This window comes from Candidatus Neomarinimicrobiota bacterium (assembly GCA_041154365.1).
Taxonomy (GTDB): domain Bacteria; phylum Fidelibacterota; class Fidelibacteria; order Fidelibacterales; family Fidelibacteraceae; genus Fidelibacter; species Fidelibacter multiformis.
The window spans coordinates 573,717-589,213 of sequence record AP035449.1; the positions used below are offsets into that span (position 1 = coordinate 573,717).

At 45.3% G+C, this 15,497-nt stretch carries 12 protein-coding genes and 1 tRNA gene; 8 read left to right on the forward strand and 5 right to left on the reverse strand.

Features of this window, described 5'->3' with window-relative positions; genetic code table 11:
• Positions 1-9: 9 nt before the first annotated feature.
• The 8 genes from strainIA91_RS02440 to strainIA91_RS02475 all read left to right on the forward strand — a co-directional run bounded on the left by strainIA91_RS02440 (position 10) and on the right by strainIA91_RS02475 (position 11,631).
• Complete coding sequence (locus tag strainIA91_RS02440; RefSeq protein ID WP_400167512.1) at positions 10-765, forward strand: hypothetical protein; 756 nt, start codon at positions 10-12, stop codon at positions 763-765.
• A 19-nt stretch (positions 766-784) separates the two neighbouring features.
• On the forward strand, positions 785-1,771 hold the full coding sequence (locus tag strainIA91_RS02445; RefSeq protein WP_400167513.1) for a PorV/PorQ family protein: 987 nt from the start codon (positions 785-787) through the stop codon (positions 1,769-1,771).
• 12 nt (positions 1,772-1,783) lie between these two features.
• The gene (locus strainIA91_RS02450) at positions 1,784-5,032 is read left to right on the forward strand and encodes a carboxypeptidase regulatory-like domain-containing protein (RefSeq protein WP_400167514.1); all 3,249 of its coding nucleotides are present in this window, start codon (positions 1,784-1,786) and stop codon (positions 5,030-5,032) included.
• 12 nt (positions 5,033-5,044) lie between these two features.
• Positions 5,045-7,231 carry a fibronectin gene (locus tag strainIA91_RS02455; protein WP_400167515.1) on the forward strand — a complete coding sequence of 729 codons (2,187 nt, stop codon included), beginning with the start codon at positions 5,045-5,047 and terminating at the stop codon, positions 7,229-7,231.
• Between the two features lie 5 nt (positions 7,232-7,236).
• Positions 7,237-8,238, forward strand: coding sequence for a PorV/PorQ family protein (locus tag strainIA91_RS02460; RefSeq protein ID WP_400167516.1), 1,002 nt, complete (start codon positions 7,237-7,239; stop codon positions 8,236-8,238).
• Positions 8,239-8,315: 77 nt separating this feature from the next.
• Complete coding sequence (locus strainIA91_RS02465) at positions 8,316-9,620, forward strand: hypothetical protein (protein WP_400167517.1); 1,305 nt, start codon at positions 8,316-8,318, stop codon at positions 9,618-9,620.
• A 36-nt stretch (positions 9,621-9,656) separates the two neighbouring features.
• Complete coding sequence (locus tag strainIA91_RS02470) at positions 9,657-10,958, forward strand: T9SS type A sorting domain-containing protein (RefSeq protein WP_400167518.1); 1,302 nt, start codon at positions 9,657-9,659, stop codon at positions 10,956-10,958.
• A gap of 154 nt (positions 10,959-11,112) precedes the next feature.
• Entirely contained in the window at positions 11,113-11,631 is a 519-nt protein-coding gene (locus tag strainIA91_RS02475) for a hypothetical protein (protein ID WP_400167519.1), read from the forward strand.
• 112 nt (positions 11,632-11,743) lie between these two features.
• Here the strand turns inward: strainIA91_RS02475 and strainIA91_RS02480 are convergent.
• The 5 genes from strainIA91_RS02480 to strainIA91_RS02500 all read right to left on the reverse strand — a co-directional run bounded on the left by strainIA91_RS02480 (position 11,744) and on the right by strainIA91_RS02500 (position 15,373).
• Positions 11,744-11,817: transfer RNA gene (locus tag strainIA91_RS02480), tRNA-Met, on the reverse strand.
• Between the two features lie 67 nt (positions 11,818-11,884).
• Entirely contained in the window at positions 11,885-13,147 is a 1,263-nt protein-coding gene (locus tag strainIA91_RS02485) for a hypothetical protein (RefSeq protein WP_400167520.1), read from the reverse strand.
• 27 nt (positions 13,148-13,174) lie between these two features.
• Positions 13,175-14,620, reverse strand: a complete 1,446-nt coding sequence (gene gltX / locus strainIA91_RS02490; protein WP_400167521.1) for a glutamate--tRNA ligase — start codon at positions 14,618-14,620, stop codon at positions 13,175-13,177.
• Complete coding sequence (locus strainIA91_RS02495; RefSeq protein ID WP_400167522.1) at positions 14,617-15,018, reverse strand: hypothetical protein; 402 nt, start codon at positions 15,016-15,018, stop codon at positions 14,617-14,619. Before strainIA91_RS02495 ends, gltX begins: the two co-directional genes overlap by 4 nt.
• 7 nt (positions 15,019-15,025) lie before the next feature.
• Complete coding sequence (locus strainIA91_RS02500) at positions 15,026-15,373, reverse strand: hypothetical protein (RefSeq protein ID WP_400167523.1); 348 nt, start codon at positions 15,371-15,373, stop codon at positions 15,026-15,028.
• Positions 15,374-15,497: the final 124 nt, after the last annotated feature.

The following is a 15,497-nucleotide window of genomic DNA, read 5'->3' on the forward strand; positions in this document are numbered from 1 at the left end:
AGATTAAAAATGAATAAAAATCCCATGATGAAATTGGTTCTGCTCATAAGTATCGCAACACTCGCTTTCATGAGCAGCTGCGATGTCCTGAATGACTTCGAAGATGAAACCTATGAGATGGAATCTTATGATGCCTCCGCCGCTTCATCCTACAGAGCAACAATCAAAAAAGCTCTCAGCGGATCGGTGAAATTACATAGTAACCCGGATAGTCTGAGTCTTGAATTTCTCCATACAATTCTGACACTTGAGGATACGCTGATTCATGTTGAAGGAACAGATACAACCATCTATCCTCCCACAACAGACTACCTGTTTACAGCCAATGAACTTCTGACTCGAATTGATACAATTTCTGTTTACGACACCACGTTTGTAAATGATACCACCTTTACCATTGATACCAGTGAAGTGATTGAAGAGGTCACCAGTTATACGAAAACTGTTGCTCCTGCCAGCGCTCCTACGACGTATTTTGTTGTGGAAGGCGTGAATACCGGAGAAGTTGTTTTCTACTTCAATGATTATATCCGGACCAATGTCTATGATCCGGAAGCCCCGGAAGAACCCCTTGAAGTTCTGGATGAAACCATTCCTCTGGAACTGTCATCCGGGATTTTTACCGTGGCCAACCGGGTGGCTCAACCTGTGGTGAAGTCCAGGTATGTGTATGAACTTCAGTCCGGGAAATCATACCTGGTGGAGATTCAGAAACTGGAACAAACACTGGGAAATTCTTATAACACAGTGATTATCAATAAATAACTCCGGAGGAATAGATACAATGAGAAAATATACAGCCTTTGTGCTAGTCCTGCTGATCTTATGCGCATCCTTCGCGACAGGAGCCGAGAAGAAACTGGCCCAGACCGGTTATCAGTTCCTGTCTGTAAATTCAGATGCCCGGGCAGCAGCACTGGCCGGAGCCATGACCACTGTGGAAATGGGTTCCGCGTCTTTGTTCTACAATCCGGCAACCATGGCCAATATGCCTTCAAGAATCGATGCCATGGCTTCCCAAAATTCCTGGATTGCTGATATCAAACATAACACGTTCAGCCTGGCCCTGAATCCATCACAGAACAAGTTCGGTGTATTCGGTGTCACAGCCCATGTGGTTGACTACGGTGAAATGCAGGGGACCATGGTTTGGTCCAATGATAAAGGATATGTGGATACCCATGTATTTAACCCCTCGGCCATGCAGGTGGGTATTGGATATGCCAAATCTCTCTCCGCAAAATTTTCCATCGGCGGCCAATTAAAATACACAGCCCAGCAGTTTGGGAAGAGCAATGTGCAAATGACAGATAGCCTGATTACCCAAAAATACAAAACCAACGCTGTGGCCATGGATTTTGGTACCCTTTTTAACACCGGATTCCGGGATGTGAAGTTTGGTATGACGGTTCGGAACTTTTCCAACGAGATAAAATACATCGATGAGAGTTTCCAGTTGCCTCTTACTTTCTCAATTGGATTAACAGCCAATCTGATGAATTTTATCCCCGCTGACATGCCAAATCACAACGTGGATGTCTATGTAGATTGGGCACACCCCCGTTCTTATCCCGAATACCTGAACCTGGGTATTGAGTATAGCTTTGTGAGGAAATTTTTTCTCCGGTACGGGTTCGAACAAAACCGGGATGAAAGCGGTTCCAGTTTTGGATTTGGCCTGAATGCCTTCGGGGTCATTTTCGATTACAGCTATACCCCCATGAAAACATTTGACGATATTCAGAGATTTACCCTGAGAGTATCTCTCTAGAGGAGTATCCTTATGAGCAGGATTTTCTATAAAACGATGCTTTTGCTTGCCCTGGTGGGACTTCTGTTACTGCCTGTTTTCTCTCAGGCTGCCCAGTCAGGAAAAATTGCGGGTCAGGTGACCAACGAGGCCGGTAATCCTCTGCCGGGGGTTAACGTGATTGTTGAAGGGACCATGCTGGGTGCCGCAACGGATGAAAACGGGTATTATTCCATTCTGAATGTTCCGCCGGGAACCTATGAATTATCTGTTTCCATGATTGGTTATGAAAAGGTGACGGTCCGGAACGTCAATGTCAATATGGGGCTCACCACCATCATTGATGTAACTTTAAGGACCCAGGCAGTGGGCATGTCTGAAGTGGTAGTTGTGGCCGAAATGCCGGTCGTGGTCCGGGATATTTCCAACAGCCAGCTGAATATTAATTCTGAAAAAATTGATGCCCTGCCCATTGATGAAGTAACAGACGTCATCGGTCTTCAGGCAGGAGCACAGGGATTGACGATCCGTGGAGGCAGTTCCCGACAAACGTCGTTTATTGTGGATGGAATTGTCATGAACGATGAGCGGTCCAATGATCCCTATTCCGCTGTTAGCCTGAGCACCGTCAAAGAAGTGCAGGTCCAAACCGGTGGATTTAACGCAGAATACGGTAATATCCGTTCCGGTGTGATAAATATTGTGACCAGCGAGGGAAGCAAGGAATCCTATAACGGCTCCCTCTCTTTTCAATATAAACCGGCGGCTCCGAAACATTTCGGCATTTCTCCCTATGATCCCATGTCTTACCATAACAGGCCTTATCTCGATGATGAAGTGTGCTGGTATGGAACAGACCCTGATCCGGAAACGGGGTATGAACCCTGGGACCGTTTTACACGGCGCCAGTATCCTTCATTTAAAGGATGGGTGGCCATATCACAGGAAACCTTGTCTGATGACAATCCGGACAACGATCTTTCACCTACAGGAGCCCAGCGTGTATATCGATATAACCACAGGCGCCAGGGCGATATCAAAAAGCCGGATTATGTAGGGGATTTTTCTTTTAGCGGTCCTGTTCCGGTGATTGGGAAAAAACTGGGAAACTTGCGGTTCAACCTGTCCTACCGCGATCTGCAGGAAATGTTCTATATCCCCCTTTCAAGAGATGCCTACTCAGAAAATATCGGCCGTCTGAAACTGACTTCAGATATTTCAGATGATACCAAACTGACTGTAACAGGAATGTATGGTGAGATTCATTCTACTTCTACCTACAATTGGACCACAACACCCACAGGAGATGTGGTTCGCTCCTCTTATACACTGGCCAGTCTGGCGAAAACCAAAGAATCCCTCTACGTCCCCTATTATTACAGCCCGGCTTCCATTTACCGGACGATTGTCGGCGCGAAACTGAACCATATTATTAATTCCGATTCCTATTATGAAGTGACCCTGCAGATGAATAAGAACATCTATAATACCTTTCAGGGTGATCTTCGGGATACTTCCAAGACGGTAGAAGTTTTCCCCGGATATTATATGGACGAGACTCCTTATGGATATTGGGGATATGGAACCGGCTCAATCGGAGATAATATCCGTACCGGCGGTTGGATGAACCTCGGCCGGGATAATTCAGTGGTGACTACCTACTCTGCCCGGTATGATTATACAAACCAGATTAATCGGTCGAATCAGATCCGGACCGGTGTAGAACTGGTTCTCAATGACTATGACATCAAATCCTTCACATCCAACCCGGGTATGACGACCTGGAACCGTGATCAAATTTATCAGGTTTTTCCCTATCGTATCGGGGCGTATATCCAGGATAAAATGGAATTTGAAGGATTTATCGCAAATATCGGCCTCAGGCTGGACTACTCTGATGCCAATACCGATAAATACCTCCTGGATCCCTATGATGACTTTTATAAACAGGGGGAAGGCCATCTCATTGAGGAACAAGCCCCGCGGGAAGATTCGGAACCCTCTGTTGCGCTGAGTCCCCGCCTCGGGATTTCACATCCCATCACGGAAAACTCCAAACTCTATTTCAACTATGGACACTTTCGTTCAGAACCTGAATCAACACATCGCTTCCGTTTGCAAAGAGAGTATAACGGTCTTGTGACATCCATTGGGAATCCCAACCTGGATTTTGAAAGGACCGTAGCGTATGAAATCGGTTATTCGCAAAATTTGCTGGATATGTTCCTGGTGAACATTGCAGCTTATTATAAGGATGTCACCAATCAGGTCGGCTGGATTACCTATCAGAATATTAACAGTTCCGTCCGGTATTCCATCACCGATAATAATAACTATGAGGATATCCGTGGTATTGAGCTCACACTGGATAAACGGTGGGGAACCTGGATTACCGGTTTTGTGAATTATACCTACATGGTTCGTTCTTATGGATGGTTTGGATACCAGCGTTACTATCAGGATCCCAATGCCATGCGGGCCTATTTAAGGGATAACCCCTACCAGGAAAAACCCCATCCCCAACCCTATGCCCGGGCCAATATAGATCTCCATACACCGGATCAGTTCGGACCGGCTGTAGGGGGTGTTTATCCGGCAGGTGGCTGGGATGCCAGTTTCCTTTTTACCTGGAATGCCGGGAGCCAGACAACCTGGAATCCAACCGGTGTGGTGGGTCTTACAAACAATGTGAAATGGGTGGATACCTATAACCTGAACCTCAGACTGACAAAATCCATGAGTTTTGAGAAATTCAAACTCCAGCTCTACATGGATATTACGAATCTTCTGAATACAAAATTCCTCAGTTATAACGGGATTGCCGATACGTATGACTATAACGATTATCGTGAATCTCTCCACTTTGGAGAACAGGTCTATGACAACCTTGGAATCGGCGGTATTCCCGGAGAGGATGATCTGGGTGCTTACCGGGATTGGAATACGGAATTTCAACCCATGAGGTATTTGGAAAATATCTCTGATGATATTAATGCAGATAAAACATGGTACTATATCGGAAATACCGAATCACTGGTTGAAAAATTCCCCGATCTCTTTACTTCTCCTGAAGATATTTCAAAGACCGATCGTTTTATCCAGCGTGTCGAAGTGGAAGATCCTGAAAATCCCGGAAATATGATAGAAGTATGGCAAAAAATTGATTCCAATGAAGCAAAGAAAGCTTTGGAAGATAAAGCATATATTGATATGCCGAACCTCAGGTTCAATACCTTTGCCAATCCCAGAGCGGTGAAATTTGGAATTAAAATCGTCTTTTAAGAGAGCTGAACTATGAAATATACCTTAAAAATTTCCGCACTTCTTTTTCTGATTGTCTGTCTGGCCGGTCAAGCCCTGAGCCAGGTTTCAGCAACGGACAGACGATATATCAGAATTGGATCCCTGCAAACGCACTTCAATTCATACTTCGGAAAACGGGCATGGAATAATGTCTACTACGAAGGTATGATCTGGCCGGCAGATTATCTGTACCAGGATAACGATGTGATTCAGAGAGCCTGGATCGGTGTCGATGATTTTACGGATGCTACAGGCTACGAATGGGAAAAATGGGCATCTTATATTACCCAGGGGAATGTGGATATTTCCCTTTTTCCCGTGCGTTTAAGGCAAACGGCTAAATTTCCCCCACCTACAGTCTATGTGGATGGGAACAACCTGACAGCGCCTTATGAAGGGGATGTGGATGCCATCAACCCCAATCAGATTGCTGACCGGATTGTTGAGAATATTGTAAACACAACTGCCGGCATTACAATGACTATGAGGGTCCATGCCTTCAGCCAACAATACCATGATAACTACTTTATCAAGGAATTGGTATTTACGAATACAGGGTATGTGGGGTATGACAGTGTTCGTGTATTGAATGAAACTATTAAGGGATTGCGCGTTGGCTGGAGTACACGGTATCAGTGCAGCCGGGAAGCCGGGTATGCCATCACAGGTGCCATAACCTGGGGTAAGCACTCGTGGGTAAGCCGCAGCCGCTTCAAAGCCGGAGATTCCGGTGCCATGCCCTATCCGGATTATCATACCAATCTGGCGACCCTAACCGAATCCACCCCCATTGATCAACTGGAATGGATCCGGTGTGGTTATTCCTTTTTAGGCCAGGTGGATGGCTGGGCTTTTGATAATGTGGGCGGTCCCTATGCAAGCCGGGATGGAAGACTCACAGCTCCCCATCATGTGGGTACCGGTGTACTGCATGTGGATAAATCGGCCTCAGATCATAGTGATGACCCCAATCAGCCCACCATGCTGGGCTGGCATGCCGGGGATACCTATCCTTCAACCGGTGATGTAAAGCCGGCTGATGAAGACAAAATGGTTATTGCCTACCAGCATCTTTCCGGACAACCCTACGGCGGCAGTGGTAAAGGGGGCGGAAATCTCTTTTATGAGGATAATGTTTCATCTGTAACTGACAGAGTGGATCCGTCAACAGTCCATGGAGACGGCGGTGGGACAAATGTCTGGATCACTTATGGACCTTTCGATATTCCACCGGGAGATTCTGTAAAAATCGTTGAAGTGGAAGCCATTGACGGTTTAAGTCGCCCGATGTGCGAACAGATCGGCCGGCGCTGGAAACAGGCTTATATGGATCCCAATGATAAGGGTCCTTTTACGCTTCCAGACGGATCTACAACAGATGACAAAGATGTCTTTAAAAATACCTGGGTCTTTACCGGTCGAGATTCTTTTCTCCTGACCATGAGCCGGGCCCTCAGGAACTACAGCTCAGGCTTTCAGATCCCACAACCTCCCAGACCTCCGGAAGTGTTTAACGTAGAATCAAAGGGAGACCGGATTGATCTGATCTGGACACCTTCACCCGATGAAGGCGCATCCAATTTTGCAGGATACAGAATTTACCGGGCCATCAGCAAACCGGATACGCTTTTCGACTTGATCGCCGAAGTGCCTCCGGGAACCCAACAATACTATGACGAAAGTCCCGCCAGAGGTTTTTCATATTACTACTATATCACCGCCTACAGCGATGGAAGTCAGAACAGTGACGGGATATATAACCCAACGGGACCGCTGGAAAGTACCCGGTTTTACACGAAAACCACCGAACCGGCCTACCTGAAACGTCAGGCCGGGGAAAATCTGAAGGATATCCGGGTTGTTCCCAATCCCTTCAATATCCGGGCGGAACAACTTCAATATACAGGAGAAGATGATAAAATCATGTTCCTGAATATTCCGGGAAATTGCATCATCCGGATTTTCTCTGAACGGGGGGATTTGATTGAAACAATCGTTCATGATGACGGAAGCGGTGATGAAACCTGGAAATCCCTGAGTTCTTCCCGACAGGTTGTTGTCAGCGGTATTTATATCGCCCACTTTGAAGTCACCGAAGATCAGGAAGATCCCTTTACCGGTGAGATTTTGTACCGGAAAGGTGAAACGGCAACCCGAAAAATTATTATTGTCAGGTAAGTATCATGATAAGTAAACATATTCATCTGAAACACTGCCTTTGTATTGTTCTCATGTGCTGCGTAATGTCCGGTCTTCATGCTGCTGATAAAAAATTGGGACAAACCGGGTTTCAGTTTTTGAGCGTAACAAACGATGCCAGAAGCAGTGCACTGGGAAATGCCGCCACAACACTGGAAAATGGCGTGAATTCTCTCTTTTTCAATCCGGCCGGTATGGCTCGGTCTGATAAAACAATTGAATTGACTGCCAGCCAGAATCAGTGGATTGATAATATCCAGCACAATACCTATGCCCTCGCTTTCCGTCCCGGTGACGGACGAATGGGTGTTTTCGGACTCACTGCCCAATCTGTGGATTATGGCGAAGTTCAGGGAACACTCCCCTGGCAAAATGATCAGGGCTATGTGGATACGGAAATTATGCACCCCTCAGCTTTTGCTGCCGGTATCGGGTACGCTGTGGCCCTTTCGGACAAGTTTTCCGTGGGCGGCAGCATTAAGTATTCCGGACAACAACTGGGAAAAAGCATTGTCCCCGATGCAGACAGCCTGAAAGTGAAGAAAAATCTGGCGAATGCCACTTCCTTTGATTTTGGTACTCAGTTCAAAACAGGTTTTAAAAGTCTGACATTCGGTATGACATTTCAGAACTTTTCCGAAGAAATAAACTTTGAACGAGAGAACTTTCAACTGCCTCTGACCTTTACGATCGGAATTACCATGGATTTGCTGGATCTGATGCCCGAAAAACCCAAAGGACAGGAACTCTGGCTCTATGCGGATGCCACCCATCCCCGCTCTTATCCTGAACAGGTAAATCTGGGACTGGAATATGCTTTCATGAAAACCCTCTATCTTCGGGGGGGATATATGATGAACAGCGATGAACGGGATTTTGCCGTGGGTGTCGGACTCCGGAAATTTGGTTTTTCTTTTAATTACGCATATACACCTTTTGGAGTATTTGATTATGTGCAGCGGATCACCCTTGGCTTTGGATTTTAATCCATGCACGCATGATAAACTATTAATAATTGACATTTGATAAGAATGATACTAATATTACGCGAAGGAGACTAAAGATGAAGAAGGGATTAATACTGGGCTTGCTGACTTTGCTGGTTGCAATGTTTGGTGTGACAGGATGTGAGGATACAGATTATCCGGATAGTGTGTTTGATCCGAATGATCCCGGAAAACCCACTCCCGTGATTACGGAGGTCAATCCTGCTTTGAATTCATACCAGGCAGTAGGCCTTGTGGAAATATACGGAAATAATTTTTCCGAAAATATTTCTGAAAATGTGGTCTTCTTTAATGAAGGCATTGGCTTTCCTGAACCGGCTGAAACCGATCTGACGGCCAACCCCCAGAAAATGGCCGTGTATGCGCCGGTGATTATTAAAGATCCGGCCCAATGGGCGATGGATTCGGTGAAAGTGCGTATTGCGGTCCAGGGTGCCTACCTTTTTGGGAATTATATGGATGATGATGGGAATTTTATACCCTATACCCTTGAAAAACCGGCGGTGGAATATGGGGCCTTCTCTGAACAGACACTTCCTCTGGCTGTTGCCATTGATAAAGATGAAAATGCATATGTTACATCTTATGACGGGAATGTCTATAAACTCATGCCGTCACAGCACGATTCCATGATTATCTATGCCAATGGCAGCCATAATAATATGACGGATTTAAAGTTTGCGCCCACCGGTGATCTCATGTATGCCAGAAATTATGTTAAATTATACTATTTCCCTGTCGGGGGTGGATCACGTAAAACAGGTGTCAGCTTCGGAGATCGTGTTTCTACCATTGATTGGGATGCCAGTGGAATCCTGTATGCGGCAGGTATGAGCAACAATCTATTTGCCCTGCTCACAGATGGGGCTACGATTGTGGAAAATGATGTCTATGGAGATTACACCGTTCATTCCCTGAAAGTGTTCAACAATGAAATTTACACTCTGGCTGAATATACCGGTTCCGATACTACAATTACCAAATATGGCATTTATAAACATGATATTCAGGCAAATGGTGTAGTGAGCGCCAAAACCCTGGTTGTAGACTGGAAAAATACGGGATTTGAGGAAACCATACCGGTATTTATGGTGCTGGATGAAAACGGCAATGCCTTTGTCAGTGGTGCAGATTACGGCGTGCCTCTGGTTCATGTCAACCTGAGTGACGGATCTGCCAAAGCGGTTTATAACTATCCGAACCCGGCCCTCTTTACTCAGGGTATTCATATGACATTTGGAAACGATAATAAGCTGTATATGGTCAGAAGAAGCGACAGGACGGACGAGGATGCACCCACACCCCGCCTGATTCGGGTCAGTCTGGATGTAAATGGCGCACCCTATTACGGACGTCCATAAGAGAAAGAAAATGGTTAACCAAAAAAGGAGAACGAGATGAAAAGAATGTTAGTCGTTGTTGCTGTCTTGCTCACAGCTACCATGGCTTTCGCAGGATGGGACAGCGGAACGATGTTTCCGGCAGGTCCTGATTCTGTAGAATCCTATGGACATGGTGTTGCTGTGGATGGAAACGGACGGATCTGGTATGGTTCATACTATTCGATGGACTCTATCTACGTACCGGCCCCTGCAGACAGTTTTGTTGCCTGCCGGGCACTGAGGGTTTTCAATCCCGATGGTACACTCGAAACATCCATTAAAACCTTTGGTCCCCTGGATCCATCCGAAAGCTACTTTGGCTATGAAGTGGATACTTTCTGGTATTCTCTCCGTGGTCTGGGCACAACACCTGAAGGTGATGTGATTGTATCGGTATATGATTCATGGTATGTTCTTGATAAAGATGATTATACCGTGAAACAGTTTGTGAAAATGCCTTTCGGCGAGAACTCCATTACCAAGGTTGCAACCGATGATGCAGGTAATATGTTTGTGAACATGGTTGTTGCCGGGGGTAACCCCATCAAGGCATTTGATCCCGATGGATTCCTCATTGATGATGTGGTTCCCGGAGACCTGACGTCTGGATACTCCAGAACAATTGAAGTCTCACCTGATGCAAATGACATCTATTTCTTCAGCTATACAAGTTCTGGCGTTGTGATTTTTCACAGCGACGAAGGACTTGATGGGGATTACACCTCTCAGATGGATACGATTTACGGACTGAATGTAGAATCTGCTGCATGGTCTCCCGACGGATTGCTCTGGATGGGTGTAAGACCTCCCAGTGCCGTTCCCTTTACCCCGTGCTCTCATGTTGCCTGGGATCCTACACAAAAAGCTTTTGTGGATTCTATGGTACCCGATTCTGCACAAACATGTGGTTGGACAATCTACCCCCGTGGTATCGACTTCGCGGATGCAAATACAGCTTATGTCACATACTTCAATACCTGGGATAACAACGGTATCTATAAGTTTGTGAAGACGGAAGAAGGTATCTGGGAAACTGAAGGTGTTTTTGGACCAAAGGCATTTACACTTAAAGCTAACTATCCCAACCCCTTCAACCCTGCCACAACCATCAACTTCAACCTGACGGCAGGTGCCAATGTGAACCTCTCCATCTATGATGTGAATGGTAAACTGGTTGAAACACTGGTGGATGGCTACCGTGAAGCCGGTGACTATACTTCCACATGGAATGGCTCGAATGTCGCTTCCGGTACATATCTGTACAGACTGACAGTCGACGGCCAGTCCATTACACGGAAAATGACATTGCTGAAATAAGCAGTTCCTTTCTTGATAAAAAGCCCCGGTTTCCGGGGCTTTTTATTTTTTATGCATTTTTTTATTTCTGTATTGTTGATTTTGAATTACATTTTATGTACGTTCAACAGCTTGAGTTCAACAATATTGAATTTGAAAATACTAGGAGTAAATAATGAAGAAATTTTTGATGTCTGTACTCTGGGTTGCCCTCTTTGCCGGATTAGGTGCAATGTATTACTATCAGACAACATTTGATGCCCGCATCAACTCCATGAATGAAAGAGCCGGTAAAATTGAAGATAAATATCAGAAATTCACAGACCAGCTTGACGACCTTGAAGTCAAATTTGTGGGCAGAGCAAAACATGTTCGCCAAAATCAGAATGATATTAAAGATATCTACAGTAAAATTGAAGATGTAAAAAGAATGCACAGCCAGGATATGTTTTTAATCAATACCCGGGTTGATTCCCTGGGAGCTGTTGTGGATAATAACTTGAATAATCTGGAAACCCAGGTTGAAGCACTAAGGAAAGTTACCACCAGCCTGAGAGCAATGGTCAACCAAAACCAGATTACAACCAATCAGCAAATTCAAAAACTGTCCCGCGACCTGGATGCCCTTCAGAAAAAGGTGGAAGATATCGAAGTTTTAATTCTGCCTGAAGAGGATGATAAAAAACGACGTTAACAATAATTATATCTCACGTTAATAGATTGGGAGCCATGATATTCATGGCTCCCTTTTTTTATATTCCAAATAAAAACCCTTTCAACGGAAAGGGTTTGTTAAACAAGGGGAGTAGCGAAGCAGGGATTCGAACCCCGGACACGCGGATTATGATTCCGCTGCTCTAACCAACTGAGCTACTTCGCCGTCAAAAAGCCTGAAATTATACGAAATAATTTAAAAAATTTGCAAGGACTTTTCATAACCTTAAGGATTAATACCGTTCGTATAAGTCAAGGATGGGATAAAACCGGACACGCACTTCCGCAAGACTTTCCAGGATGGATACGGGCAGCTCCAATTCATATACCCCAACGTACGGTTCCTGTTTTACATAGAGCTGTATATCCGACCGGGAAGAGGTCATGATCAATAGGGGTTTGAAGTGATCAAGAATACTTAATCCGTCGTACCGGTTGATTTCCCGAAGATCCAGATATTGTCCGTCAATAAATGTGTGTATGATGCGTCCCTGCCCGTCTGTCAGCTCTATCACCGGGATGGTCCGGTAATGTCCTAGCTGAATATCCCGCTGCAACTGAAATGGGATATCGGAATAATCCGCCTGAAAGGTGAGATAGGAATAGTTGTTATTGTAGGAGTCGACCCGTTGAAAGGGGAGAATGTCTGTGAGTTCTTCAAGCAAATCCGGATGGAGCTGATATGAGACTTCTATGCGAATGGTCCCTCTGTGAGGCCTGTATGGCAATGTGGAAATGTTTGGTTCGTTGATTTGGATCAGATAGGGGTTTAACAGTAATTCGTACATGGCCTGTTGGGTCGTATTCAGATGCTCCCGTTCCATATCAAGGCGTAATTTTGCCTCAGTCTGGTTGAATCGTAAAATCGTTGTCCCGGCAGGAGGCTGTAAACTGAGTGATGTATGGGATTTTGTCTCCGTCTTTTTGTTTTTACCCAGCTCTGCGGTGATGTCTAACAATTCACGCCGGGCAGCTTCCAGGGTCTCTGTATCAATATATCCCTCATCTGCCGGTGTGTCACTAACTGTGAAATCCAAATCAAGGGACTCGGACTGGTATAATTTCGCCAGATGATGTATCAAGGTACTTTTTAAGGCCCTTTTATCTGACAGGTATGCCGTAAAGCTGCTTTCACCCACCGTTTGCCAGGTTTTAATGTGAATGGAGCTTAAATGTATCAATACATCTCCATCTGCCGATGAGTGGTATATGGACCCCATCAGGATGTACCGGTTCGCAGGGAATTGCGGATCCTGATCCCGGAATGTGATGGCTTCGGACATGGTGTATTCCGGATGGAGAATTAAACCGGGAAGACGAAATTTTTCCTGGAAAATCATCTCTGTCAACCCTTTTTCCAGCCAGTCCAGAGAAACATCTCCGGTTTTGTTTTCAAAATCCAGAATATATATTTCTTTGTCCATAGGAGCGGCCGCGCAAAGGGTTAGCCCCATGGCGAGACACATGACAATACGGGACATGATACAATTTTTCATAGTACCCCCGCAGGGAATTTGGCGTGTTTAGGTTTGCAAATAATCTACGGCTTTTTTAAGTCTTCTGATAACGACCTTTTTACCCAGAAGCGATAACAGTTCAAAAAGTCCCGGGCTCACGGAAAATCCAGTCACCGCCAGCCTTACGGCATGAATGAGAACCGCTGCCTTTTCACCGGCTTCGTTTGTAATATGGCGCAGGGTTTCTTCCAGATTTTCCGGATCAAAGGGATCTAGCGCTTCCAGCGATTTGATGTAGTGGTTCATGAGAACTTGCACCTTTGGATGAGCCCAACTCTTTTCAACCGCCTCGGGATCATAGCTTACCGGATCTTTCAATACATAAGATCCAAAGGATACGAAGTCTGTGATAAGCTTCATCCGGGTTTTTAGCAAATCGATGGCCTGGTGCAGATAAGTTTTTCTGTCTTCTATATCGTCCTGTGATAAAAGGCCTGCCCTCAACCATGCCCGGGTTACCCATGGAAAAAGTTCAGTAGAAGGTTTTCCTGAAATATGTTGGCCATTGATCCAGATCATTTTCTGCAGATCAAAAATGGCTCCCTTTTTCGACACATCCGTGATTCTGAATGTGCGGATCAATTCATCCAATGTATAAATTGTCTGGTTTCCCGATGTCCCCCATCCCAGATGAATCAAACCGTTGATAAATCCCTCGGGCAGGAATCCCATATCCCGGAATTCTCCTACCGAGGTAGCACCATGCCGCTTGCTTAAACGCTTTCCGTCCGGTGCCAGAATCAAAGGGACATGGGCAAAGCGGGGAACAGGATATCCAAGGGCCAGATAGAGATGTATCTGCTTTGGAGTATTGGAAAGGTGATCCTCGCCCCGGATAACATGAGTGATCCCCATCAGTGTGTCGTCCACCACCACCGCCAGCTGATATACCGGCGTTTTATCGGAACGCATAATAATAAAATCATCAATTTCTGAATTTTGAACTTCAATGGATTTGAAAACCATATCCTTGAAACGCGTCACGCCCTCATGGGGCACTTTCAGACGCACTGTAAAGGGCATCTTTTGATCCAGGTTCTCCCGGATTTCCTGATCCGTCAGATTCCGGCACTTACCACTGTATCGATAAGGCCTGTTTTCCCGGGCAGCTTTTTCTTTCTCTGCCTCAAGATCCTCTTTTGTGCAAAAACAACGATAGGCCTTGTCCTCATTCAGTAAAGTGTCTACTGCGTGCTGATGGGCTAGAATATTGTCAGACTGAAGAACATAAGGCTCATCCGGCAAAAGTCCCAGCCAGGACAATGAGTCCAGAATTTGCTCTATCATCTCCTGTGATGAGCGTTCGGTATCCGTATCCTCAATCCGTAAAAGATATGTCCCACCCATGCTTCTGGCGTATAAATAATTAAAAAGGGCTGTTCTGGCCCCGCCAATGTGCAGATATCCCGTTGGACTGGGAGCAAAACGGACCCGGATTGCTGGCTGATTCATTCTCGATCCGACTCTTCTTCATCGATTTCTGGATATGAGTTTTCTTCTTCAGGAAAGGTGTCCTCTGTAAAGTCATCCTCATATCCCTCATAGGGATCATTAAATTCAAGGGTAATACCACCTGTCCAGTGGGTGATGAAATTATACAGGGCACCTGCAGCCGTCATGAAAAGACTGAAGAAAAACGCATTCGATATTGCCAGAGTCAATAAGGTGAAAAAGGAGAGAGGTCCTGATAGAGTTGTGCCCCCCATTCCCATATCACTCATGGATTGTTGCATCATCTGAACCAGAACATTTCCCATAAAAATGAAAAGAATCAGGAATAACAATCCCGAAACTAAAAAGGTGTTCCTGAATAAAGGCCATAAGCCAATCCGTCGAAGCTCAAGTTCCAAAATGTCCTCACTTTATTTTCAGTTTAAAAAGATCTGAAACCGGTTGATGTAGAACCTTCCCGGGTTTTTTTAATTCTTCAGGGAGTAAATCATGTAAAGGAGTGCCCTGACGAACCTGTTCTTCAAGATTTCGCTGCGTTTTTCCCACATCCTGTAACTGGTCCAGGGCTTTCAAAATATCCTCATGGAATGTATTGATCGTAAATTCCAGCCGCTTGATCAGCTCTTCCGTTAAACGCTGCCCGTAAACATCCCCAAAATCCCGGGTCAGTGTGCTTAATTTATCTTTGATCAAGGCCATCCGTTGCTCCGGATCTGTCAGGTTAACAGCCGCCTTCTTCTCATCTTTTTTCATGTTTCCTTTTAAGGGCTTCAAGGGAGGCATAGGTTTTCTCCATATTTATATCTTAATTTAATGTTTTATATGATGCATTTCAAAAGACAATTCAGAACCGAATTGTGGCTTTTATTTCAGATCC